Below are 24206 nucleotides of genomic sequence, written 5' to 3'. Positions count from 1 at the left end.
CACAATATGCGGGCGGTATTCCGCCCGAGGTGTTGTGAAACGTCATAAGCCAGGGCTATTGTAATCAACAGGGAAAGACGATAATCGTCCCGTAAGGAGCTCACTTGATTACACATATTAGCCCGCTTGGCTCAATGGATATGTTGTCGCAGCTGGAAGTGGACATGCTTAAACGCACGGCCAGTAGCGACCTCTATCAACTGTTTCGTAACTGTTCACTTGCCGTACTGAACTCCGGAAGTCTGACAGATAACAGCAAAGAGCTGCTGTCCCGCTTTGAAAGTTTTGATATCAACGTGCTGCGCCGGGAGCGTGGTGTAAAACTCGAAGTCATCAACCCGCCGGAAGAGGCTTTTGTCGACGGGCGAATTATCCGTTCGCTGCAGGCCAACCTGTTTGCGGTGTTGCGTGACATCCTGTTCGTTAACGGACAGATCCATAACGCTGGCCGTTTCCAGCATCTTGACCTCGAAAGCTCCGTTCATATCACCAACCTGGTGTTCTCCATTCTGCGTAACGCCCGTGCCCTGCATGTTGGCGAGGCACCGAATATGGTCGTCTGCTGGGGTGGCCACTCGATTAACGAAACCGAATATCTCTACGCACGCCGTGTGGGAACGCAGCTCGGCCTGCGTGAGCTGAACATTTGCACCGGTTGCGGGCCCGGCGCGATGGAAGCGCCAATGAAAGGCGCGGCGGTGGGACACGCTCAGCAGCGTTACAAAGAGGGGCGCTTTATCGGTATGACCGAGCCGTCCATTATCGCCGCTGAGCCGCCTAACCCGCTGGTTAACGAACTGATTATTATGCCGGATATCGAAAAACGCCTTGAGGCGTTTGTCCGTATCGCCCACGGCATCATCATCTTCCCTGGCGGTGTCGGTACGGCGGAAGAGTTGCTCTATCTGCTCGGCATTCTGATGAATCCGGCCAACAAAGATCAGGTTCTGCCGCTCATCCTGACCGGGCCAAAAGAGAGCGCTGACTACTTCCGCGTGCTGGACGAATTTATCGTGCATACGCTGGGTGAAGCCGCGCGTCGTCACTACCGCATTATCATTGATGACGCGGCAGAAGTGGCACGTCAGATGAAGAAAGCGATGCCGCTGGTGAAAGAGAACCGTCGTGATACCGGCGATGCCTACAGCTTTAACTGGTCAATCCGCATTGCACCGGATCTGCAGATCCCGTTCGAGCCATCGCACGAAAACATGGCCAACCTGAAACTCTATCCGGACCAGCCGGTTGAAGTGCTGGCAGCCGACCTGCGACGCGCCTTCTCCGGTATCGTAGCGGGTAACGTAAAAGAGGTGGGTATCAGGGCTATTGAGGAGTTTGGTCCGTACAAAATTCACGGTGACCGCGACATGATGCGCCGGATGGATGACATGCTGCAGGGCTTTGTCGCCCAGCACCGTATGAAACTGCCGGGTTCAGCTTACATTCCTTGCTACGAAATCTGCACATAACCGTCTTAAAGCAGACCTCCAGGCCGGGTAGCGATTCATCGTGACCCGGCTTTTTTATTACCGATACAATTCATAACCTTCCCTTATATCATTTATACACATATCCCAAACGCAATCGATTACTTCGTTTTTTTAGCCGCAAATTATCAGCCTTAATCCAAATTAATCGTCAGAAAACACCAAAAACCCCAGTTTTTACAGAGAAAGACGCCTATCTACTGGCCTGGTCTTTCAGGCCATATGTTGTTAATGGTAGCCTTCGCGCCCGTAAATTCTCTTTGATGTTTTTTTAACAGATAAATGGTCTAAAGATATCCATATCAAAAGTGGATTATTGCATTTGGGATCGGGATCACTGATAGATTCATCACCAGAATGTATCTTTCCGCCCGCCAATAGTTACGGGCAAAAATTATTAAAAAACCGTCACTGAACGAATTTCATATTACCGTCAGGCACTTTTTCATCGGATTTGACTAAAAACCTGACAATTTGCTTCCTCCAGGAGATACAGATGGAAACCACTCAAACCAGCACCGTTGCTTCGATTGAATCCCGAAGCGGTTGGCGCAAAACGGATACCATGTGGATGCTTGGCCTTTACGGCACAGCAATCGGCGCTGGTGTACTGTTCCTTCCTATTAACGCAGGTGTCGGCGGTCTGATCCCGCTGATCATCATGGCCATCATCGCGTTCCCGATGACCTTCTTCGCACACCGCGGCCTGACCCGCTTCGTGCTGTCCGGTAAAAATCCGGGCGAAGATATCACTGAAGTGGTTGAAGAACACTTTGGCGTAGGCGCAGGTAAGCTGATTACCCTGCTCTACTTCTTCGCGATTTACCCCATCCTGCTGGTGTACAGCGTGGCTATCACCAACACCGTTGAAAGTTTCATGATGCACCAGTTGCAGATGACGCCGCCTCCGCGTGCCATTCTGTCGCTGATCCTGATTGTGGGCATGATGACGATTGTGCGCTTCGGTGAGCAGATGATCGTTAAAGCAATGAGCGTACTGGTGTTCCCATTTGTTGCCGCTCTGATGGTACTGGCGCTGTACCTGATCCCACAGTGGAACGGTGCCGCGCTGGAAACCCTGTCCCTGAGCAGCGCATCCGCAACCGGTAACGGCCTGATGCTGACCCTGTGGCTGGCAATTCCTGTGATGGTGTTCTCCTTCAACCACTCACCAATCATCTCCTCCTTCGCAGTTGCGAAGCGTGAAGAGTACGGCAATGGTGCAGAGAAGAAGTGCTCCAGCATCCTGGCACGTGCACACATCATGATGGTACTGACCGTGATGTTCTTCGTGTTCAGCTGCGTGCTGAGCCTCTCCCCGGCGGATCTGGCTGCAGCGAAAGAACAGAACATCTCTATTCTCTCTTACCTGGCGAACCACTTTAACGCGCCGCTGATTGCGTGGATGGCACCTATCATCGCGATTATCGCTATCACCAAATCCTTCCTGGGCCACTACCTGGGCGCACGTGAAGGCTTCAACGGTATGGTGATTAAATCTCTGCGCGGTAAAGGCAAGAGCATTGAAATCAACAAACTGAACAAAATCACTGCACTGTTCATGCTGGTCACCACCTGGGCGGTCGCGACCCTGAACCCAAGCATCCTGGGTATGATTGAAACCCTGGGCGGCCCGGTTATCGCAATGATTCTGTTCCTGATGCCAATGTACGCGATTCAGAAAGTGCCTGCGATGCGTAAATACAGCGGCCATATCAGCAACGTATTCGTTGTAGTTATGGGTCTGATTGCCATCTCTGCCATTTTCTACTCGCTGTTCAGCTAATACCTCCTGCGCCGTCCTCGGGCGGCGCACTCCTCCCCTCTGACTGATAGCAATGGACGCATCATGATTAGCGTATTCGATATCTTCAAAATCGGTATTGGTCCTTCCAGCTCTCACACCGTCGGACCAATGAAAGCCGGTAAACAATTCACGGATGACTTGATTGCACGCGGCATTTTGCACGACATCACCCGCGTGGTTGTCGATGTATACGGTTCCCTTTCCCTGACCGGTAAAGGCCACCATACCGATATCGCCATTATCATGGGCCTGGCAGGAAACCTGCCGGACACCGTTGATATTGATGCGATCCCTGGTTTCATCCAGGACGTGAATACCCACGGTCGTTTACTGCTGGCAAACGGCGAGTACGAAGTTGAATTTCCGGTTGATCACTGCATGAATTTCCATGCCGACAACCTGTCGCTACACGAAAACGGCATGCGCATTACCGCGCTGGCTGGCGACAAAGCGGTTTATAGCCAGACGTATTACTCCATCGGCGGCGGTTTTATCGTCGACGAAGACCATTTTGGTCAGACCAACAATTCTGCAGTTGAAGTGCCTTATCCGTACAAAAACGCGGCGGATTTGCAGCGTCACTGCCAGGAGACGGGGCTTTCCCTCTCCGGCCTGATGATGAAAAACGAACTGGCCCTGCACAGCAAAGAAGAGCTTGAGCAGCACTTTGCTAACGTCTGGGATGTGATGCGCGGCGGTATTGAACGCGGGATCACCACAGAAGGCGTTTTGCCGGGCAAGCTGCGCGTACCGCGTCGTGCGGCAGCGCTACGCCGTATGCTGGTCAGCACTGACAAAACCACGACTGACCCGATGGCGGTCGTGGACTGGATCAACATGTTTGCACTGGCAGTAAACGAAGAGAATGCTGCGGGCGGCCGCGTGGTGACTGCGCCGACCAACGGTGCCTGCGGCATCGTGCCCGCCGTGCTGGCGTACTACGACAAGTTTATCCGCGAAGTAAATGCGAACTCACTGGCGCGCTACCTGCTGGTCGCCAGCGCGATTGGTTCGCTGTACAAAATGAATGCCTCCATTTCGGGTGCGGAAGTGGGTTGCCAGGGTGAAGTCGGCGTGGCCTGCTCCATGGCTGCGGCAGGTCTGGCAGAGCTGTTGGGCGCAAGCCCGGCTCAGGTGTGCATTGCGGCGGAAATCGGCATGGAACACAACCTGGGATTGACCTGCGACCCGGTCGCCGGACAGGTGCAGGTGCCGTGCATCGAGCGTAACGCTATCGCCTCCGTCAAAGCGGTGAATGCGGCGCGTATGGCGCTGCATCGCACCAGCGAACCGCGCGTCTGTCTCGATAAGGTTATCGAAACCATGTACGAAACCGGTAAAGATATGAACGCCAAATACCGCGAAACCTCTCGCGGCGGCCTGGCGATGAAGATCGTTACCTGCGATTAAGCCTCTCAGGAAGCCTCGTTTTGCGAGGCTTCTTCCTGTTTTCCCCACCACGCATAGTTTCATACTTCTGACAGTGTTACCCTTCACCCATTAAACAGAAGGGAGATTATCTGTGGCTGTTCATTTGCTAATCGTCGACGCGCTCAACCTGATCCGCCGTATCCATGCGGTACAGGGCACGCCCTGTAAGGACACATGTCTGCACGCGCTTGAGCAGCTTATCCGCCATAGCGAGCCCACGCATGCCGTTGCTGTGTTTGACGACGAAGCACGAAATACGGGCTGGCGGCACCAGCGCCTGCCCGACTACAAAGCCGGACGCGCGCCAATGCCCGACGACCTTCATGCCGAAATGCCCGCTATCCGCGCAGCCTTTGAACAGCGCGGTGTCCCCTGCTGGGGCGCACAGGGTAATGAAGCGGACGATCTGGCGGCAACACTGGCCGTAAAGGTGGCGGGGGCGGGGCATCAGGCCACTATCGTTTCAACCGACAAAGGCTACTGCCAGCTTCTCTCTCCAACTATCCGCATTCGCGACTACTTTCAAAAGCGCTGGCTGGATGCGCCGTTTATTGCCAGTGAGTTTGGCGTCTCGCCGAAGCAGCTCCCCGACTACTGGGGGCTGGCAGGGATCAGCAGTTCTAAAGTGCCTGGCGTCGCCGGTATTGGGCCAAAAAGTGCCGCACAATTGCTGACCGATTTTGACGATCTTGAAGGGATCTACGCCCGGCTGGATGAAGTACCGGAAAAATGGCGCAAGAAGCTGGAAGCACATAAAGAGATGGCATTTATTTGCCGGGAAATCGCAACGCTACAGACGGATTTACAGCTGGACGGGAATTTGCAGCAGTTAAGGTTGGTCTTGTAGGCCCGGTAAGCGCAGCGCCACCGGGCAAAACAAAGCTCGGACTATCGCTCGTCGCGACGTCCGCCCACAGCCGCCCACCAACGACGAATGTGCACCGTCACCTCTTCGCGGTCGTGATACAGCTGGCGCGCCTGGATCTCCACGTTAATGCCGTGCTCATCCATCTGCTCCTGAATGTACGCCAGGTTCTGTGACACTTCCTCGTAGCGCTTTTTCATTGGCAGTTTGAGATTGAAGATCGTCTCACGGCACCAGCCATTGACCAGCCAGGAGGCCATCAGCGCGGCCACTTTTGCGGGTTTCTCAACCATATCGCACACCATCCAGGAGATGTTGTTGCGGTTAGGTCGATAGCGGAAACCATCTTCACGCAGCCAGGTGACTTGTCCGGTATCCATCAGGCTTTGCGCCATCGGGCCGTTATCCACTGAAGCAACCCACATGTTGCGTTTCACCAGCTGATAGGTCCAGCCGCCAGGACACGCCCCGAGATCAACTGCGTACATGCCATTTGCCAGACGCTCGTCCCACTCATCCGCCGGGATAAAGACGTGGAACGCCTCTTCCAGCTTCAGCGTTGAACGGCTCGGTGCATCCGCCGGGAATCGCAGACGCGGGATGCCCATAAAGAACGGAGAGTTGTTAGTGGTGTAGGAGTAACCGGCGTAGCAGCAGCCTGGTGCAATAAAGAAGATGTGCACCACCGGGCGTTTCGGCGTTTCATAGTTCGTCAGCACGCCCGCATCACGCAACGCAGCGCGTAGCGGTACGGTGAACTTACGGCAGAACTTCATCAGCTCTTTGCTTTCGTTGGTATCAGCCACCTCGACGCGCAGATCGCCGCCCTTCTCCACCACACCCTGCAGCATACCTACAATCGGCGTAATCCGGTCTTCCGGCGGAAGATCCTTCAGCAGTTCACCCGCAACAAACATCTGACGGGCGAAAATCAGTGAACTGAACGGCAGTTCACGCGCCAGCTTGTCGGCATCATCAGGCTGATAACATTCGAACACCACATAGCCCGCGTTTTCTTTAACGCGCGCAAAACCGAACACTTCGCGCTTCGCCGCTTTATCGGTAATTTCCGCGGCGCACTCTTTCTCAAACCCTGGGCGACAATATAAAACAACCTTATTCATGAACAACGCCCTTGCGTTTCAGACGGATAGCTCCGATAAACATTAATACCCATCCTGCCAGGAAGCTGACGCCGCCGACAGGTGTAACAAACGCCCACAGGCGTAAATGCGAGAGTGCGAGACAATACAGGCTACCGCTAAACAGTACCGTGCCCAGCGCCAGAAACACGCTGCTCCAGTAAAACCAGATGCTGATACGGCGCTGCATCGCCACCGCCAGCCCAAAGATGGCCAGGGTATGGAACGCCTGATATTCGAGGCCGGTCTGGAGCCAGCCCATTTCTACCACCCCTAAAGACTTACTTAACACATGCGCGCCAAAGGCACCCAATGCGACAAAAATAAAGCCACTCACCGCGGCAAAAATCAGCATGAATCGGCTGGTCATGTTTCGGTCCTAAAGTGATGCGTGCTCAGCACACAAAAGTTATTGTTCATACCTGAAGCGGAATTTTTCTTGCTCATTTGCCGCTTTGGACAGTATCCACTGTCGGAAGGCGGCTATTTTACCCAGTTCTGCCTGACTGTCATGACAAACCAGATAAAACGCATTCTTGCTGACCAGAACATCATTAAACGGGCAAACCAGACGGCCAGCCTCAATTTCGGACTGCGCCATCACGTTGTTCGCCAACGCAACGCCCTGCCCGTGAATAGCAGCCTGTAACACCATTGCACTGTGGCTAAAAATGGGGCCCTGCTGCACATTTATATGACTAAGACCTAATTGGCGGGTATAAGTTTGCCAGTCACGGCGAGAAGCATCATGTAAAAGCGTATGTTGTGCCAAATCAGCGGGCGTCTTTAGCGCCTTGTCGCCCGTCAGCAATAAAGGTGAGCAGACCGGCAACAAATATTCTGCGTATAATTTCTCGACACGCAAGCCCGGCCAGTTACCGCGACCATAAAAAATGGCGACGTCCACATCATCCGCCAGTTTATCTTCCTGGCGATCCACCGCCTGGATTCGGACATCAATTCCCGGATAAGCTGAGTTAAAGCTGGAGAGTCTTGGCACCAGCCACTGAATGGCAAAACTGGGTAATAAACTAACCGTCAGCGCGCCTTTAGCACTGCGCGCCTGCAGCTTACGCGTCGCTTCCGTGAGCTGGGAAAAAATCTCTTTAATATCCTGAAAATAGCTCTGACCTTCTTCGGTCAGGAGCAAGGAGCGGTTGCGGCGGCGGAACAGCTTAAGCCCCAGGAAATCCTCCAGTGACTTGATTTGATGACTTACTGCGGCCTGTGTCACAAAAAGCTCATCTGCTGCGCGGGTGAAACTCAGGTGACGTGCTGCGGCATCAAAAACACGTAATGCATTAAGAGGTGGCAATCGCTTCGACATGGTTATCTGGCTTAGATGTTAACGAGATTTAACATATAGGAAACAACGTTTAACCTATTAGTTTTTTTTATCTGAGCCATTATAATTTGTCCGTTGAGGAACTACCAGCAAATACCTATAGTGGCGGCACTTCCTGAGCCGGAACGAAAAGTTTTTTTGGAATGCGTGTTCTGAAGAACTTTTGGCTTACGGTTGTGATGTTGTGTTGTTGTGTTTGCAATTGGTCTGCGATTCAGACCACGGTAGCAACGCTACCAATTTTTCACTTCCTGTACATTTACCCTGTCTGTCCATAGTGATTAATGTAGCACCGCCAATTTGCGGTGCTTTTTTTTGCCTGTCTGACTGTTAATGCTCGATTTCTTTCATCTCTTTCACGTCCGTGCGGTTGATCTGCTGCTTGTTCCCGTTAGCATCTTTGTATGAAATCATCCCGGTATCGTTATCGGTTGTCGGTTTCCCTTCCGAAACGATAGAACGACCATCGTTGGTGTGCATCACATAGTTGTTACCAGAACAGGCGCTCAGGGCAAAGGTAAACGCACAGGCAGAAATGATTGCAGCTGTCTTATTCATGATTATTCTCCTTTAGCAATTAATGCTATTCAAACCTCGATTTATAACAGGCTAAAACATCCACCTAACACTATTTAGCATAACCTGCTTTTTCGAGGTCGCCAGGATATGCAGACGAATCTGATAGATATCAACTTCCTTGCCCTGCCGCTGAAATTGCGCGACGATCTCTCTATCGACATGAGGAATTCCATGAACGCTTTCAGTCCTGCGCAGTTTCGCGCACAGTTTCCGGCGCTGGCTGATGCCGGTATATACCTTGACAGCGCCGCCACGGCATTAAAACCACAGGCGGTCATCGAGGCAACGCAACAGTTTTACAGCCTGAGTGCAGGCAATGTGCATCGCAGCCAGTTTGCCGAGGCGCAACGCCTGACCGCACGCTACGAAGCCGCACGCGATCAGGTTGCACGCCTGATCAATGCCGAAAGCGGGAAAAATATCGTCTGGACGCGGGGCACCACCGAGGCTATCAATATGGTGGCTCAGTGCTATGCACGACCGCTCTTGCAGCCGGGTGATGAAATCATCGTGAGTGAGGCCGAACACCACGCTAACCTGGTGCCCTGGCTGATGGTTGCCGGGCAAACGGGGGCTCGCATCATCAAACTGCCGCTGGCGGCAGACTGCCTGCCAGACGTGGCGCGATTACCTGAACTGATTACGCCCCGCAGCCGTATTCTGGCGCTGGGGCAGATGTCCAACGTGACCGGAGGCTGCCCGGATCTGGCCCGCGCCATTGATATCGCCCATGCCAGCGGCATGGTGGTGATGGTCGACGGTGCGCAGGGAGTCGTGCATTTCCCGGCAGATGTGCAGAAGCTGGATATCGATTTCTACGCTTTCTCAGGGCACAAACTGTACGGGCCAACCGGCATCGGGGCGCTGTACGGTAAGCCGGAACTGCTGGCAAAAATGACGCCGTGGCTGGGTGGCGGCAAAATGATCACCGAAGTGACCTTCGACGGTTTCAAAACCCAGGACGTGCCCTACCGTCTGGAAGCGGGCACGCCGAACGTGGCGGGCGTAATCGGCCTTAGCGCTGCGCTGGAGTGGCTGGCTGAGACAGACATTGTTCAGGCCGAAAGCTGGAGCCGGGGTCTGGCAACGCTGGCAGAGGAAGAACTCAGAAAACGCCCTGGTTTTCGTTCATTCCGGGTGCAGGATTCCAGCCTGTTAGCCTTTGATTTTGCAGGCGTTCATCATAGCGATATGGTGACACTCCTCGCCGAATACGGTATCGCCCTGCGTGCCGGACAACACTGTGCCCAGCCGTTGCTGGCAGCCCTGGGCGTAAGCGGTACGCTGCGTGCTTCATTTGCGCCGTACAATACGAAAAGCGACGTTGACGCGCTGGTTGCCGCTGTTGACCGCGCCCTTGAATTACTGGTGGATTAATGACGAGTTCAGCGTTAGCCGGACACCCTTTCGGCACCGTTATTACGGAAGAGACGTTAAAACAGACCTTCGGCCCTTTGAGTCAATGGGAAGATAAATACCGTCAGTTGATTTTACTCGGCAAGCAATTGCCTGCCCTGTCAGACGATCTTAAAGCTCAGGCAAAAGAGATCGCGGGCTGCGAGAATCGCGTCTGGCTTGGGTTTAGCGTCTCCGGTGAGAAGCTGCATTTCTTTGGCGACAGCGAAGGGCGGATTGTGCGTGGCCTGCTGGCGGTGCTGTTAACCGCCGTGGAGGGTAAAAGCGCCGCAGAACTGTTGGCGCACTCGCCGCTGGCGCTGTTTGATGAGCTTGGGCTCCGCGCACAGCTGAGCGCCTCGCGCGGTCAGGGATTGATCGCGCTCAGCGAGGCCGTACTGGACGCGGCGCGTCAGGCTCAGGCCTGACGTTCCGCCTTCGCCATCATCTTCTTCAGGGCGTGAGACACCGCCACAAAACCGAAGGACGCGGTCACCATAGTGGCCGCTCCGAAACCGGAGGCGCAATCCATTCTTTTTGGCCCTTCCGCCGTGCTTTTCATTGCACACACCGAACCGTCTGCCTGCGGGTAGACCAGCGCTTCAGTAGAGAATACGCAGTCCACGCCCAGCTTGCCTTTACTGTTTTTCACCACGTTGAAGTCATTTTTTAGCCGTTCGCGCAGCTTGGCGGCCAGCGGGTCCTGAATGGTTTTCGCCAGATCGGCCACCTGGATCTGCGTCGGATCGATTTGCCCGCCCGCCCCACCAGTGGTGACCAGTGGAACCTTATAACGGCGACAATATGCGATTAACGCCGCTTTTGGACGCACGCTGTCAATGGCGTCAATCACATAGCTGTAGCCTTTGCTCATGTACTCTGCAACGTTATCTGCCGTTACAAAGTCATCAATCACCGTGACGCGGCACTCCGGGTTTATCAGGCGAATACGCTCCGCCATCACCTCGGATTTCGCCAGCCCGACGCTATCCCGCAGGGCGTGAATTTGGCGGTTGGTGTTGGTCACGCAGACGTCATCCATATCAATCAGCGTGATCGCGCCAATACCGGTTCTCGCCAGCGCTTCCGCCGCCCAGGAGCCAACGCCCCCGATGCCCACAACGCAGACATGCGCATCCGCAAACAGCTGCAGGGCTTTTTCACCATATAAACGTGCCGTGCCGCCAAAACGCTGACGCCAGGCATCGCTGATTACCACAGACATAGAACCTCAAATGTAAAAAGGGTGAGGTTAATCCTCACCCCTGCTCAGTTATCTTTATACTGCTCAGAATACCACAATCAACCGCTGAATACGTTTCCGGCACCTGGGGCGGCTTTCAGCACCCAGACGCGCCCGTAGTGGTTATACCAGCCCGCACGGTGGCCCGCATCCGGGCCGATGCCCTGATAAATATCGAAGTGCTGGCCTTTAATCGCGCCCCCCACATCCAGCGCAACCATCAGACGCAGCTCATACTGGCCGTTGAATTTGCCGTTGTTGTCCAGCAGAGGAACTTCCGCCAGCAGTGTGGTGCCCGCCGGAATAATAGAGCGATCCGACGCGACAGACGCGCGGCCAATCAGCGGCACCGCACTCGCCCCTTTCACCGGCGCAAAGTTTTGCGGTTTAAAGAAGACGAACGACGGGTTCTGCTCCAGCAGCTCACGCACTTCGGCTTCGCTGTGCTTTTCGCCCCACTCGCGGATCGCCTGCATCGACATATCTTCTTTCTTCACTTCACCACGGTCGATCAGCACTTTCCCGATACTGCGGTAGGCATGGCCGTTTTTACCGGAGTAGCTGAAGAAGTTAAGCGGGGAACCATCACCAAAATCAATATAACCGCTGCCCTGAACGTCCATGATGAAGTTATCCATCAAAGAGTTACTGTAGGCCAGGACATAGTTTTCGCTAAGCGCACCGGCGTAGATCTCGGCACGAGACGGCAAACGGCCACGTTTTGGCGGCATACGATAGATGGGATACTGAAACTCCCCCTGACGCGTGTGGCGCGCCTGAATAACCGGCGTGTAATAGCCGGTGAACTGGACGTTACCGTAGTTATCCGCCCCTTCCATCTGCCAGGCGTCGATACCAAACTGGCGCATATTGCGCGTATCACCGCCCGCGCGCAGCCAGTCCTGTACCGCACTATAAATGTTGCTCTGTGAGCCATAGAGGCGCGGCGACGCATTGCGGATCTGGTAGACCTGTTCGGAAAAATCTCCGGCGTTAATCGGTGCGCCGACGGCATCGGGCTGGTTAACTAAAGAGAAAGGCTGGGATAATTTCCCGTCTTTATACTGTTGACCACGATCGGTCGGTTTAGAAGAGCAGGCCGCAAGAATGGCTACCATTGCGCCCGTCATCAGATACTTCGCCCAACGTCCTTTCATTATGTCTCGTCTTTTAGTTGCCCATTTCCGCGTGATGAAGATAACAAACCGCCCGTTTTAATGAAATGCAATCACATGCCCTTTGGCAAATTTTGCGCAAAAAATAGTCCAAACGTCGCAATGCCGTTCAATTTACATACAAAATAATGAATTATGTGAAAAAGGGGTTGCATCACAAACCTATCCGAGTATAGTGCGCTTCCACGGACGCGGGGTGGAGCAGCCTGGTAGCTCGTCGGGCTCATAACCCGAAGGTCGTCGGTTCAAATCCGGCCCCCGCAACCAATACAATGTGATGAAGTACAAGCAGTACGGTGACGCGGGGTGGAGCAGCCTGGTAGCTCGTCGGGCTCATAACCCGAAGGTCGTCGGTTCAAATCCGGCCCCCGCAACCAACACAATGTGATGAAGTAAAAGCAGTACGGTGACGCGGGGTGGAGCAGCCTGGTAGCTCGTCGGGCTCATAACCCGAAGGTCGTCGGTTCAAATCCGGCCCCCGCAACCAATACTTCTTAAACAATAAACACCCTTAAGGGTGTTTTTTTGTATCTGCGGTTTGTGAATTTGCCGGGCGTTTACCCGGCTTAAGAAACTACCCGCGTCGCGCCAGCGTCGCCCCGTCCGAGAAATACGCCCGTATCCCTGCCAGAATCGACTCGGCCACTTCCTGCTGGAATTTCGCTGTCTTGAGCTTACGCTCCTCTTCCACGTTACTGATAAACGCGGTTTCGACCAGAATCGACGGGATATCCGGCGCTTTCAGTACCGCGAAGCCGGCCTGTTCTACGCTGTTTTTATGCAACTTGTTGATATTGCCCAGCTTACCGAGCACCGCTTTACCAAACTTCAGGCTATCGGTGATGGTCAGTGATTGCACCATATCAAACATGGTGTGATCGACATAACGATCGCCGCTTTTACTCACGCCACCGATCAAGTCAGAGGCGTTCTGCGTGTCCGCCAGATATCTCGCTGCGGTACTGGTCGCCCCTTTCGTTGACAGTGCAAACACCGACGAGCCGCTCGGCTGACGGCTGGTAAACGCATCCGCATGAATAGAGACGAACAGGTCTGCGCGCTGCTTTTGTGCTTTCGCCACGCGGACTTTCAGCGGAATAAAGACATCTTCGTTGCGCGTCATGTAGGCACGCATATTGCCTTCTTTGTCGATTAAGGCCTTCAGGCGGCGCGCAATTTGCAGCACCACATCTTTTTCCCGCGTGTGATATTTGCCGACAGCACCGGAGTCCTCCCCGCCGTGACCAGGATCGAGCATGATCACAATCGGTCGATCGCGCCCGGCTTTTCCCGGCTGTGGACCGCTTTGCGCCGGGGGAACCTGACGCTGGAGATCGCCTTTGTTGTAGTCCTCCAGCAACGCCAGCAGCGGGTCCTGAATGTCAGTCGCATTGGCCGGATAGAGATCCATCACCAGGCGTTCTTTAAAGGCCGCAACAGGCGCAAGCGCAAACAGTTGCGGTTTAACGTTCTGTTTTAGCTCAAATACCATGCGCACGGTTTGAGGATCAAACTGCCCGACACGCGCCGACTTAATAAACGGATCGTCGCCACGGATCTGCGCCGCCATTCCTTTCAGCACGGAGTTCAGGTTTACGCCTTCGAGATCCACCACGACACGCTCAGGGTTGCTGAGGGCAAATTGCTTATATTTCAGCACGCGATTGGATTCTACCGTCACGCGCGTATAGGTCGACGACGGCCAGACGCGCACCGCCACGACCTGACTTGTGGCGGCAAGACCCACCTGGCTGACGCTAAGCAACCACATCGCCCCGGCCCCTTTTAACAAGCGGCGGCGGCTTATTGCTGAATTGGCTCCCGACATGCTTCTCCCGAGCAAGAAATCTCATTAATAAACAAAACGTCCAAATTGACCGAAAACTTTAACGAATGACGCATAAACTGTCATCTATAAAAGGGTAAACATTCCTGTGCTAACGCACGGATTACTTATTCATTTCTGTGGGTCGCAGAAAATTTAGGCTTGCGCGCACGGCCACAATCGAATAAAAATACATAAATTACGAATAAACATTCATTAAGGGTTGTGCCATGGTGAAGGAACGTAGAACCGAACTGGTCCAGGGATTCCGCCATTCTGTTCCCTATATCAACGCCCATCGGGGAAAAACGTTTGTCATCATGCTTGGCGGCGAAGCCATTGAGCATGAAAACTTTTCCAGCATCGTCAATGATATTGGCCTGCTGCACAGCCTCGGTATCCGGCTGGTTGTGGTGTATGGTGCACGTCCACAGATTGACGCCAACCTGGCGGCACACCACCATGAGCCGATTTACCACAAGCACACCCGCGTAACCGATGCCAAAACGCTGGAACTGGTTAAGCAGGCTGCGGGGCTGTTGCAGCTGGATATCACTGCGCGCCTGTCGATGAGCCTGAACAATACGCCGCTGCAGGGCGCGCATATCAACGTGGTGAGCGGCAACTTCATCATCGCTCAGCCTCTTGGCGTGGACGACGGTGTGGATTATTGCCACAGCGGTCGCATTCGCCGCATCGATGAAGACGCCATTCATCGCCAGCTGGACAGCGGTGCCATCGTGCTGATGGGGCCCGTGGCGGTATCCGTGACGGGTGAAAGTTTTAACCTGACGTCTGAAGAGATCGCCACCCAGCTGGCCATCAAACTGAAGGCGGAAAAAATGATTGGGTTTTGCTCCTCGCAGGGCGTCGTAAACGATGAAGGGGTGATTGTGCCGGAGCTTTTCCCTAACGAAGCCCAGGCCCGCGTGGAAGCGCTGGAAGCCGAGGGGGATTATCACTCCGGCACCGTGCGTTTTTTGCGTGGCGCAGTAAAAGCCTGCCGTAGCGGTGTGCGGCGTAGCCACCTGATTAGCTATCAGGAAGACGGAGCCCTGCTGCAGGAACTGTTCTCCCGCGATGGTATCGGGACGCAGATCGTGATGGAGAGTGCCGAGCAGATCCGTCGCGCTACCATCAATGATATCGGCGGTATCCTGGAGCTGATCCGCCCGCTGGAGCAACAGGGGATTCTGGTTCGTCGCTCCCGCGAACAGCTGGAGATGGAGATCGACAAATTCACCATTATCCAGCGCGATAACCTGACCATTGCCTGCGCTGCGCTCTACCCGTTCCCGGAAGAGAAGATCGGCGAAATGGCCTGCGTGGCGGTGCATCCGGACTATCGCAGCTCATCGCGGGGCGAAATGTTGCTGGAGCGGGTGGCGGCCCAGGCGCGCCAGATTGGACTCAGTAAGCTGTTTGTCCTGACGACACGCAGCATTCACTGGTTCCAGGAGCGCGGCTTTACGCCGGTAGATATTGATTCCCTGCCGGAAAGTAAGAAAGAGATGTACAACTACCAGCGCCGGTCAAAGGTACTGATGGCCGACCTGGGGTAATATAACGCCCTCTCCGTCCGGCGAGGGCTTTGATTACACAGACTCGAATATCGCGCTTAAACCGCTCCGGCGTTCTGTGCGGGTGGCTATCGCCTGTACCAGCACGCGGTCATCGGCATAAAGAGACAAACGCTGACGCGCGCGGGTAATGGCGGTGTAAATCAATTCGCGTGTAACCACCGGCGACAGCTGCGTTGGCAGGATCAGCGCCGCATGGTTGAACTCAGACCCCTGCGATTTATGAACCGTCATCGCCCACGCGGTTTCATGTTCAGGCAGGCGGCTGGGCTGCACCGACTTCACGCTACCGTCCGGCATCTGGAACCAGACGCGCAGCCCTTGTCCGCGGTCGAGCGCAATGCCGATATCACCGTTAAACAGGCCCAGCGCACTATCATTACGGGAGATCATCACTGGCCGCCCCTCATACCAGCGCGAGTGCGGCAAGCGGGTAATTTTGCGCTTCTGCGCCAGCAGTTGTTCCAGCCTCTCGTTAAGCCCCGTTACGCCGAATGGCCCTTCTCTCAAGGCGCACAGCAACTGGTATTCAGCAAACGCGGCGATGACCTCTTCTGGCGTGCTTTTCTGCTGTACGCAGGCCAGGAAATGCTGGTAGCCCTGCCGGGCATCCTCAAGCATGGCCTGATACTCTTCCCCACTCTGCAGGGATTTTTTCTCGATATCCGTAAACGTACCGTCAAAGACAGCGCGCGTGGTATGCCGATCGCCCCGATTTACCGCCGCCGCCAGTTGACCAATGCCGGAATCACTGCCGAAGCGGTAACTTTTTTGCAGCAGACACAGGCTATCGCGCAGCGCGCTTGCCAGCGGGGAGCTATCCCCTTCAAGCGCGCAGCCGGTCAGACGCGCCAGTTCCTGAGCGCGCGAAGCCGTATAGCCAAAGCTGGCATAGGTGCAAATATCACCCAGTACCGCTCCGGCTTCAACGGAGGCGAGCTGATCGCGATCGCCCAGGAAAATAACGCGCGCATGAGGAGGCAGGGCATCAATCAACCGTGACATCATAGTCAGGTCAATCATAGAGGCTTCATCCACCACCAGCACATCCAGATGCAGCGGGTTTCCGGCATGGTAGCGCAGCCGCTGGCTTCCCGGCTGTGCACCGAGCAAGCGGTGTAATGTACTGGCCTCGTCAGGAAACAGTGCAAGCTGATCCTCAGTGAGCGGCAATTTTTGCAGTGCGCCGCCTAACGATTCCGTCAGTCGCGCCGCAGCCTTGCCCGTAGGTGCAGCCAGGCGAATACGACACTTTTGCTCACCCGCAAGCTGGATCAGCGCAGCAAGCAGCTTCGCCACGGTGGTTGTTTTTCCGGTTCCCGGCCCTCCGGAAATCACCGAAATCCGCCGCGTTAAGGCGACGGCTGCCGCCACTTTCTGCCAGTCGGTAGCCTCGTCAGAAGTAAACAAGGCATCCAGCGTTTTCCGGAGTTGCGCTTCATCGCAGGGAAGAGGCGCATTTGACTCGCAGAAGAAACGAGCAACAGTCAGCTCGTTGCGCCACAGGCGGTTAAGGTATAAACGATCGCCGATAAATATTATGGGTGTTTGTCTCTCTCCGCCGCTCACGGCAGTTGAATTCAAAAGTACGTCCTGCCAGTCCACCCGTTCACCAAGCAAGGAAAAACAGGATTGCAGCACCGGAGGCGTTTTCTCATCAACCTCCAGGCGCGAAAGCGGCAGGCAGACATGCCCCTCGCCCGCATCTTTACTGAGGATGGCAGCCGCGAGCATGACGGCGGGATGCTCACCTGCGACCATCATGGCGAATTGCACATCCAGTTGACGCAGCAAGCGTTGTTCTACCGCTTCCAGCAATAATTCCTGCATCGTCATGCGACTTCCTCCGTACCTGCGGCAAACAGGTTATCCATCTTTTCAATCAATGCCGCGTCCGGGCGCGTACTAAAAATGCCCGACCGCGCGTCCGTCGCGTCCACGCCGCGCAGGAACAGGTAGATAACACCGCCAAAGTGGTCGTCGTAACGGTAATCCGCAATGCGATGGCGCAGGTAGCGATGGAGCGCCAGCGTATACAACTGGTACTGCAGATCGTAGCGATGCATTTGCATGGCCGAAGCCATCGCCTGCTGCGTATACGCTTCGCTGTTTTCGCCAAGCCAGTTCGATTTGTAATCCAGCAGGTAGTAACGCCCTTCATGGCGGAACACCAGGTCGATAAACCCTTTCAACATCCCCTGAACCTGACGGAAGTTCAGTGGCGGAGAGCCAGCGGATAGCGGATCGTACTCGCGTATCAGCGCATCCAGCGCATCCGCCTTGAGCGGGCTGGCGATAGGGAGGTAAAACTCCATCTCCACCTGTTTATCTCTGGCAGTCAACTGGCTGAGGGAGAGGCCCTGCTCCGTGAGCGGCACCTGCAAAATGGTATTTACCCAGTCAGTCAGCACCGATTGCCATTGCGCGTCATAGCCTCCGCTTTGCAGCATCTTCAGCACCCACTCCGCCGAAACGGGCTGGGTGAAATCCAGCTCCTCAAACAGGCTATGCAAAAATGTCCCCGGTGACGCGCCACGAGGGAACTGGTGAGGCGTTAAGGTTGGCTCGACATTAACCTCCCCCACGCCTGCGGCATCCACATCCAGTTTTGGCATCAGATCCTGCGCGATACTCTGGCCGTGTTGCTGTAAGCCTGAATAGCTGGTGACACGCCAGTCATCGACAAGGGTTCGCACAATCTTACGGGTATGCAGTTCCGGTTCACGCTGTTCAGGCATCTGCCAGCGGCTGTTATCGGGTGACGTGGGGATTTGCAGCGCAATATGCTCACAGCACAGGGATTCAAGACACACTCGCAGCCCTGCGGCATCTTTTGGCTCACCAACCTGGATAAGCCGCCCCAGTGCGCTTAAATGAAAATCGGTCTCGCCGGACTTTTCACCACGGCGGCGGAAAAGCGGTGCGACACCCAGGCTGCAGTGCCAGACAGACCGGGTCAGCGCTACATACAGCAGACGTAAATCCTCCGCCAGACGTTCTGCTTCCGCCAGTTCAACGCTGGTTTCAGCCTTGCTAAGATCGAGGACCGCTTCGAAAGATTCACGATCGTGATAAAACGCCTGATCCTGAACGCGGTAATTAGCGATAAACGGCAGCCAGACCAGCGGATATTCCAGCCCTTTCGATTTATGGATGGTGACGATTTGCACCAGATGTTTATCGCTTTCCAGACGCATTTGTTGGCTGGACGCGTTGCTGTTTGGGTCAGCAATTTGCTGCGCCAGCCAGCGTACCAGAGCATGTTCACTCTCCAGTTGGGTGCCAGCTTCCTGCAACAGCTCGCTGATATGCAAAATATCAGTAAGGCGGCGTTCACCGCCAGATGTCGCAAGCAGGTTCTCCGCAATATGACGCTGGGCCATCAATTCGCGTAGCATCGCCATCACACCGCGTTTTTGCCAGCGCTCCCGGTAATGGACAAACTCTTCCACCACCGCATCCCAGGCGGTTTCGTCGTTATTCAGAGTATCAATATCGCGCGCGTTCAACCCCAGCATGGAACTTGCCAGTGCGCTGCGAAGCGTATTTTCACGCTCTGGCGACAGTACGGCCTGGAGCAACCACAGCATCTCCTGAGCTTCCAGGGTTTCGAATACGCTGTCACGGTTCGAGAGATAGACTGAAGGAATGTTCAGCAACGTCAGTGCATCGCGGATCAGCGATGCCTCCTGACGGCTGCGTACCAGCACCGTGATATCCGACGCCTTAACGGGACTCGCATGCTCCCCTCTCCACAAACGCGCCTCACCGCGAGCACCTGCGCTTAACCAGTCACGAATTTGTGCAGCACAATGCTGCGCCATCGCATTTTGATAATCCGCCACGCCACAGCCTTCGCCGTCCAGCAACCAGAAATTCATGGCTGGCTGCATCGCCCCCTTGTATTCAAAGCGCAGGGTAGAATTTTTCGGTGCTGATTTCACCGGCAGGAAAGGAATTTCCCTGAACATGAACGCCGTATCCATCCGGCTGAACAGCGTATTAACACTTTCAACCATACCGGGGGAAGAGCGCCAGTTAGTCTCCAGGGTATAGTGCGCAGAAACCTCGCTACGGGCTTTCATGTAGGTGAAAATATCTGCGCCGCGGAAAGCGTAAATGGCCTGCTTAGGGTCACCAATCAGTAACAGCGCGGTCTCCGGCTGCTGTCGCCAGATACGGCGAAAAATGCGGTACTGCTGAGGGTCGGTATCCTGAAATTCGTCAATCATCGCCACCGGGAAACGGGTTCGAATGGCGGCAGCAAGGGCTTCACCATTTTCACTGCACAGCGCGGCATCCAGGCGGCTTAGCATATCGTCAAACCCAAGCTCGCCCCGGCGACGCATTTCACGCGCCACGGCTTCACGAATCTCCGCCATGGCTCGGGTGATCATCAGGTCATTGAGCGTTAATGGCTCCGCAAGGAGTGTCTCAATGGCAACAAACAGGGGATGCTCCGGGACGATGCCATCGGCTTTGGTCCGCTCAATCAGAAAGCGTTGGGAGAATTTTTCCAGCGCATCCGGGAGCTGATAACCACGCGTCTCTTCCTGCGCCCAGGCACTGATCTTTTCGATCCATTTCCCCTGGTTGCCACGGTTAAACTTGCGTCTGTCGATCCCGGAATTTTCTATGATCGCGTCAATCTCGCTGACTGACTCATTCCATTTTTGCTTTATGGTCGCGATTTGCGCGACGATCTTTTCATGGCGAGAGGCCAGCGTTTCATCGGCTGGCGGCGGGGACTTTATTACCGGTGCTTCGCCCTGCAGATAGCGATCGATAGTGCGCAGAAGCTCTTCCGGCCCTTTCCACAACGCATGTACAGCTTCAGCGATATCACGCTGCAAAGGATAACAGTGACGACGCCAGAAATCCGCGCAGGCCTGATAGCGAAGCTCAGACTCATCTTCAATAAGCTGCTGTTCAAACAGCATGCCGGATTCAAACGCATTCAGGCTCAGCATACGCTGACAAAAACCATGAATGGTGAAGACTGACGCCTCGTCCATCTGCCTTTCCGCTAACAACAGCCACCGGGCTGCCTGTTGCTTATCGGCAATCTCTTCCAGAAGGCTTGCGTAGAGAGGATTATCCGTACTCTGGCGCAGACAGGCGATGCGCAGCTCATGGATATTGGCACGGATACGGCCGCGTAGCTCGGCGGTGGCAGCTTCCGTGAAGGTAACCACCAGCAACTCCTCCACGCTTAGCGGGCGTGGAAAAGCCGCGTTACCACCCAGCCCCAGCAGCAGGCGCAGATAGAGCGCGGCAATGGTGTAGGTTTTTCCCGTTCCCGCTGAGGCTTCAATCAATCGTTCACCTTGTAGCGGTAAACGTAAGGGATCAAGGGACTCAGCGGTATCGGTCATTCTTTCTTACTCCAGGGCATAGATTGCTGCAGTGCGCTGACGCTCTTCCAGACGGTCCAGCCTTTCGGGTTAACGTACTCTGCTTTCCCATTCTGGCTGCCGGAAACCTGAGACAAAATGGCCATTCCCTGCGGTTTTACCACCGCCTGATGGAAGAAGTCGGCCACCTTCTGAGGCGTCAGCTGTTTTATCTCGGCCACTACTTTATCACGCGAATCAAACTTCATATTACCGCGATCAAAATCTTTGCTCAGTTGCGAGGCTTCTTCACCCAGAGTCTGCGGCGGCTGCATGATCTGGGCGATAACCGCCTGCTGAATTTGGGCAAACTCTTCCGGCTTCATGGCTCGCAGTTTTGCTTCCGCCTGCGGGAAGAAAGCCTGATAACGCTGCCAGAGATACGCTGGCTGCTTGTCGCTGCTCTGCAACAGGAAACCGAGCCCCCACTGACGACCCACGTTCATCGAAAACGCAAAGACCGCGTAGCCAAGCTGCTCTTCAGTACGAAGCTGGTTATAGAACCACGGCTGAATAATTTGTCCGAGTACCGCACTCTGCGCGGAGCTGGAAAATTCGTCATAACCTGTTGGGACAAATACAGCGGCCAGCGCGGAGTCGGTACTGCTCCCCGCTTTTTCGAAAATCACATTCTGCTTTTTCTCAACCAGCACATCCTGGTTGCGGCACCATTCGTCACCTTTTGAGCCCAGTTGCGTTCGCACATTTTGTGCCAGGGTTTTAGCCTCATCCTCGCTCATATTCCCGACGATAAGGAATTCCGGACGAGTATTGGTTTTGAGCTTTTCGCGGTAAGCCAGTACATCTTCCAGTGAGATGGATGGCAGCAGTGCGCGGCGATCTTCACGCTGGAAGTACGGAATTTGCGACAGCATCTGCGCAGGCATGATCGCCTGATCGTAGGCTTTGCCTTTCTCCGCGGAATCCATCATCTGCGCGTACCAGGATTTGGCCTGCTCAAGCTGCTCGTCCGTTGGGGTATAGCTGAAATAGCCCTCCAGCAGCGCCTGGAACAGCTGTGGCAAACGCTGGGTATAGCCGTTTGCATTCACCATCAGACCATTATTGGCATTGGTCGAGAAGCTAATCCCGCCCACTGCCGCCTGATTACTGAGCTGATCCAGCGCAATACCGGCCAGATAATCATTAAGCGCAAACATCACCTGATTTTTAGCGCTGTCCATCGCTTTTGGATTACGCAAAACCACGCTGACATCGGCTTTTGGCTCGCTTGTAAAATAGCGGCCTGGGGTGTAAACCACGCGCAGTGTTGGCTCATCAACAATCAGCGCCGGGTGCGGGTAATCCTTCGTGGTTTTAATCAGTGAGAAATCATCCGGAATGTACGGGTTCAGTTCCGGCATCTGCAGCGCAATCTCTCCGGCCTTTTTCTGCCAGCCTGTGAAGGTTTGTTCGCTGATTTTATCGACCTGGTAAGGTGCATCGACAAAATAGGCAGTTTTGTTATGCGGCTCGTTCGGGCTGATGTACCAGATACGGGCGTTTTGCGGCGTCATCATCGCCAGACGGGCTTTTACTGCCTCCGCATCATACTGGTCAGCAATATTGACGGCGTCCAGCGTGTGCGCCACCGGCACGCGGATCATGGTATCCGCCAGCCATTCAACGTAATCCATATCGCGCGTAATTGACGGGTAACGGAAATCGAGATCCAGCACATGCGCCAGTTCGTCAAAATAGCGTTTATCGATGCCTTTTTCGCGTAGCAGAGAAAGGTAGCTGAAAATAGCGGCAACCACGTCGTCACGGTTCGCGAGACCTTTATCGGTCAGGGTCGCAGAAATCGCCAGCACACCGCTGTTACCGTTCACAACGGGATCGGAATCAGCACGAATACCTTCCACCAGCCCCTGCTTTTGCAGCCAGTCAGAGAGCGTGCCTGGGCTACGGTTGCCAATCAGATAGGTCACCAGCTCGTCCGTTTTACTGCGGAACTGCGCCGTGTTGTTATCAATACGAAACTCGACGCGTAACACTTTGCGCGGCAGTGCCGGCACGTAGTGGATCACGATCCCTTTTTGTGCGTCAGTCACCACCGGGACGTTAATTTTCGGCAGGCCGATATTTTTATTCGGCACCCGGCCAAATGTCTGCGCAGCCATATCTGCCAGTTCTGGCAATGGTTTATTGCTGTAGATGACCGCTTTCATCAGGTTGGCGGAGTAGTATTTATCACGAAACGCATGCAGGGCATCCAGCACCGGGCTGTTCGGCTTGTCGCTCAGCGTCTCGAGATTTCCCCCGGAGAAACGCGAACCAGGATGCGCGGGGTTGATGGTTTCAGCACTGACCTGCGCCATGCGCATACCATCTCGGGTACGCGCCATGGTTAATTCGGCATTCACGGCATTACGCTCGCGATCGGCGTATTTTTTATCCAGAAGCGGCGCGGCAATAGCATCCGCCAGACGGTCTACCGCCCCTTGCAACGCATCATTTTCCACTTCGAGGTAAAACGCTGTGCGATACGGTGCGGTGCTGGCGTTGTGGCTGCCACCGTGCATTTTCAGGTATTCAGACAGGCTATCCGGCTGCGGATACTTTTTCGACCCCATCAGCGTCATGTGTTCAAGATAATGCGCCAGCCCTGGATGGGCGTCAGGATCTTCCAGCGACCCCACCGGCACAACCAGCGCAGAGAGAGATTTCACCGCCTGCGGATCGGAAACCAGCAGCACGGTCATTCCGTTATCAAGGCGAATAGCCTGATACTTGCGGGTATCTTTTTCGCTCTTACGGATAGTTTCCTGAACAGGTTGCCAACCGGAATTTGCCTGAGTGACGGGAGCCCAAAGGGCGATAAACAAAACAAACGCTTTGAACAAGGTGCTGCCTGGCATTACGACCTCTTTATCACGGCTACATCATTAACAAAGTGCGTGCTGGACGTGCCAGCATCTCTTTCTTTTGGTACATCA

General features: G+C 54.6%; 17 protein-coding genes and 3 tRNA genes. 10 read left to right on the top strand and 10 right to left on the bottom strand.

What is annotated here, in order from left to right; translation table 11 throughout:
• Window positions 1-104 precede the first annotated feature (104 nt).
• The 4 genes from ppnN (at window position 105) to xni (ending at window position 5572) form a co-directional block, all read left to right on the top strand.
• Window positions 105-1469, top strand: a complete 1365-nt coding sequence (gene ppnN, locus ABGB15_RS04830; RefSeq protein WP_152082070.1) for a nucleotide 5'-monophosphate nucleosidase PpnN — start codon at window positions 105-107, stop codon at window positions 1467-1469.
• Between the two features lie 514 nt (window positions 1470-1983).
• Window positions 1984-3273: an HAAAP family serine/threonine permease gene (locus ABGB15_RS04825; protein ID WP_152082071.1), complete on the top strand. Its 1290-nt coding sequence runs from the start codon at window positions 1984-1986 to the stop codon at window positions 3271-3273.
• 63 nt (window positions 3274-3336) lie between these two features.
• Window positions 3337-4704, top strand: a complete 1368-nt coding sequence (locus ABGB15_RS04820) for an L-serine ammonia-lyase (protein WP_215722591.1) — start codon at window positions 3337-3339, stop codon at window positions 4702-4704.
• A 112-nt stretch (window positions 4705-4816) separates the two neighbouring features.
• Complete coding sequence (xni, locus tag ABGB15_RS04815; protein WP_215722590.1) at window positions 4817-5572, top strand: flap endonuclease Xni; 756 nt, start codon at window positions 4817-4819, stop codon at window positions 5570-5572.
• 41 nt (window positions 5573-5613) lie between these two features.
• On the opposite strand, the gene rlmM is transcribed toward xni, so the two are convergent.
• The 4 genes from rlmM to ABGB15_RS04795 form a co-directional block, all read right to left on the bottom strand.
• A complete protein-coding gene (gene rlmM, locus ABGB15_RS04810; protein ID WP_215722589.1) occupies window positions 5614-6714 on the bottom strand; it encodes a 23S rRNA (cytidine(2498)-2'-O)-methyltransferase RlmM in 1101 nt (366 codons plus the stop codon).
• Window positions 6707-7102, bottom strand: a complete 396-nt coding sequence (locus ABGB15_RS04805) for a DUF423 domain-containing protein (protein ID WP_152082075.1) — start codon at window positions 7100-7102, stop codon at window positions 6707-6709. The genes rlmM and ABGB15_RS04805 overlap by 8 nt, the downstream gene beginning before the upstream one ends.
• 39 nt (window positions 7103-7141) lie before the next feature.
• Window positions 7142-8059 (bottom strand): glycine cleavage system transcriptional regulator GcvA, encoded by a 918-nt coding sequence (gene gcvA / locus ABGB15_RS04800; RefSeq protein WP_152082076.1) that lies wholly within the window; start codon window positions 8057-8059, stop codon window positions 7142-7144.
• A gap of 348 nt (window positions 8060-8407) precedes the next feature.
• Window positions 8408-8635, bottom strand: a complete 228-nt coding sequence (locus ABGB15_RS04795; RefSeq protein ID WP_008499648.1) for a YgdI/YgdR family lipoprotein — start codon at window positions 8633-8635, stop codon at window positions 8408-8410.
• A gap of 192 nt (window positions 8636-8827) precedes the next feature.
• Here ABGB15_RS04795 and csdA point away from each other — a divergent pair, with 192 nt between their 5' ends.
• Both csdA and csdE read left to right on the top strand, forming a co-directional pair.
• Window positions 8828-10033, top strand: coding sequence for a cysteine desulfurase CsdA (gene csdA / locus ABGB15_RS04790; protein WP_215722630.1), 1206 nt, complete (start codon window positions 8828-8830; stop codon window positions 10031-10033).
• The gene (gene csdE / locus ABGB15_RS04785; protein WP_215722588.1) at window positions 10033-10479 is read left to right on the top strand and encodes a cysteine desulfurase sulfur acceptor subunit CsdE; all 447 of its coding nucleotides are present in this window, start codon (window positions 10033-10035) and stop codon (window positions 10477-10479) included. Before csdA ends, csdE begins: the two co-directional genes overlap by 1 nt.
• Here csdE and tcdA read toward each other — a convergent pair.
• Together tcdA and mltA are read right to left on the bottom strand one after the other, a co-directional pair.
• A complete protein-coding gene (tcdA, locus tag ABGB15_RS04780; protein WP_152082078.1) occupies window positions 10470-11276 on the bottom strand; it encodes a tRNA cyclic N6-threonylcarbamoyladenosine(37) synthase TcdA in 807 nt (268 codons plus the stop codon). The genes csdE and tcdA overlap by 10 nt on opposite strands.
• Before the next feature lie 77 nt (window positions 11277-11353).
• Window positions 11354-12451, bottom strand: a complete 1098-nt coding sequence (mltA, locus tag ABGB15_RS04775; protein WP_152082079.1) for a murein transglycosylase A — start codon at window positions 12449-12451, stop codon at window positions 11354-11356.
• Between the two features lie 208 nt (window positions 12452-12659).
• On the opposite strand from mltA, the gene ABGB15_RS04770 reads away from it, so the two are divergent.
• The 3 genes from ABGB15_RS04770 (at window position 12660) to ABGB15_RS04760 (ending at window position 12956) form a co-directional block, all read left to right on the top strand.
• Window positions 12660-12736, top strand: a tRNA-Met gene (locus ABGB15_RS04770).
• Between the two features lie 33 nt (window positions 12737-12769).
• A tRNA-Met gene (locus ABGB15_RS04765) sits at window positions 12770-12846 on the top strand.
• Window positions 12847-12879: 33 nt separating this feature from the next.
• A tRNA-Met gene (locus tag ABGB15_RS04760) sits at window positions 12880-12956 on the top strand.
• 87 nt (window positions 12957-13043) lie between these two features.
• On the opposite strand, the gene amiC is transcribed toward ABGB15_RS04760, so the two are convergent.
• Window positions 13044-14297: an N-acetylmuramoyl-L-alanine amidase AmiC gene (gene amiC / locus ABGB15_RS04755; RefSeq protein ID WP_152082080.1), complete on the bottom strand. Its 1254-nt coding sequence runs from the start codon at window positions 14295-14297 to the stop codon at window positions 13044-13046.
• Between the two features lie 227 nt (window positions 14298-14524).
• On the opposite strand from amiC, the gene argA reads away from it, so the two are divergent.
• Window positions 14525-15856, top strand: a complete 1332-nt coding sequence (gene argA, locus ABGB15_RS04750; RefSeq protein WP_152082081.1) for an amino-acid N-acetyltransferase — start codon at window positions 14525-14527, stop codon at window positions 15854-15856.
• 33 nt (window positions 15857-15889) lie between these two features.
• Here the strand turns inward: argA and recD are convergent, their stop codons facing one another.
• Genes recD through ptrA form a run of 3 tightly spaced genes read right to left on the bottom strand, consistent with a single transcriptional unit; the run spans window position 15890 to window position 24128 of the window.
• On the bottom strand, window positions 15890-17710 hold the full coding sequence (gene recD, locus ABGB15_RS04745) for an exodeoxyribonuclease V subunit alpha (protein WP_215722587.1): 1821 nt from the start codon (window positions 17708-17710) through the stop codon (window positions 15890-15892).
• A complete protein-coding gene (gene recB / locus ABGB15_RS04740) occupies window positions 17707-21249 on the bottom strand; it encodes an exodeoxyribonuclease V subunit beta (protein WP_369064113.1) in 3543 nt (1180 codons plus the stop codon). Before recB ends, recD begins: the two co-directional genes overlap by 4 nt.
• Window positions 21246-24128, bottom strand: a complete 2883-nt coding sequence (gene ptrA / locus ABGB15_RS04735; RefSeq protein WP_215722585.1) for a pitrilysin — start codon at window positions 24126-24128, stop codon at window positions 21246-21248. Before ptrA ends, recB begins: the two co-directional genes overlap by 4 nt.
• Window positions 24129-24206: the final 78 nt, after the last annotated feature.

It is taken from the genome of Enterobacter sp. MALB-1 (assembly GCF_041021625.1).
Lineage (GTDB): Bacteria > Pseudomonadota > Gammaproteobacteria > Enterobacterales > Enterobacteriaceae > Enterobacter > Enterobacter oligotrophicus.
Note: the sequence above shows the minus strand (reverse complement) of the source record. Positions and strands in the feature narration are given on the sequence as shown.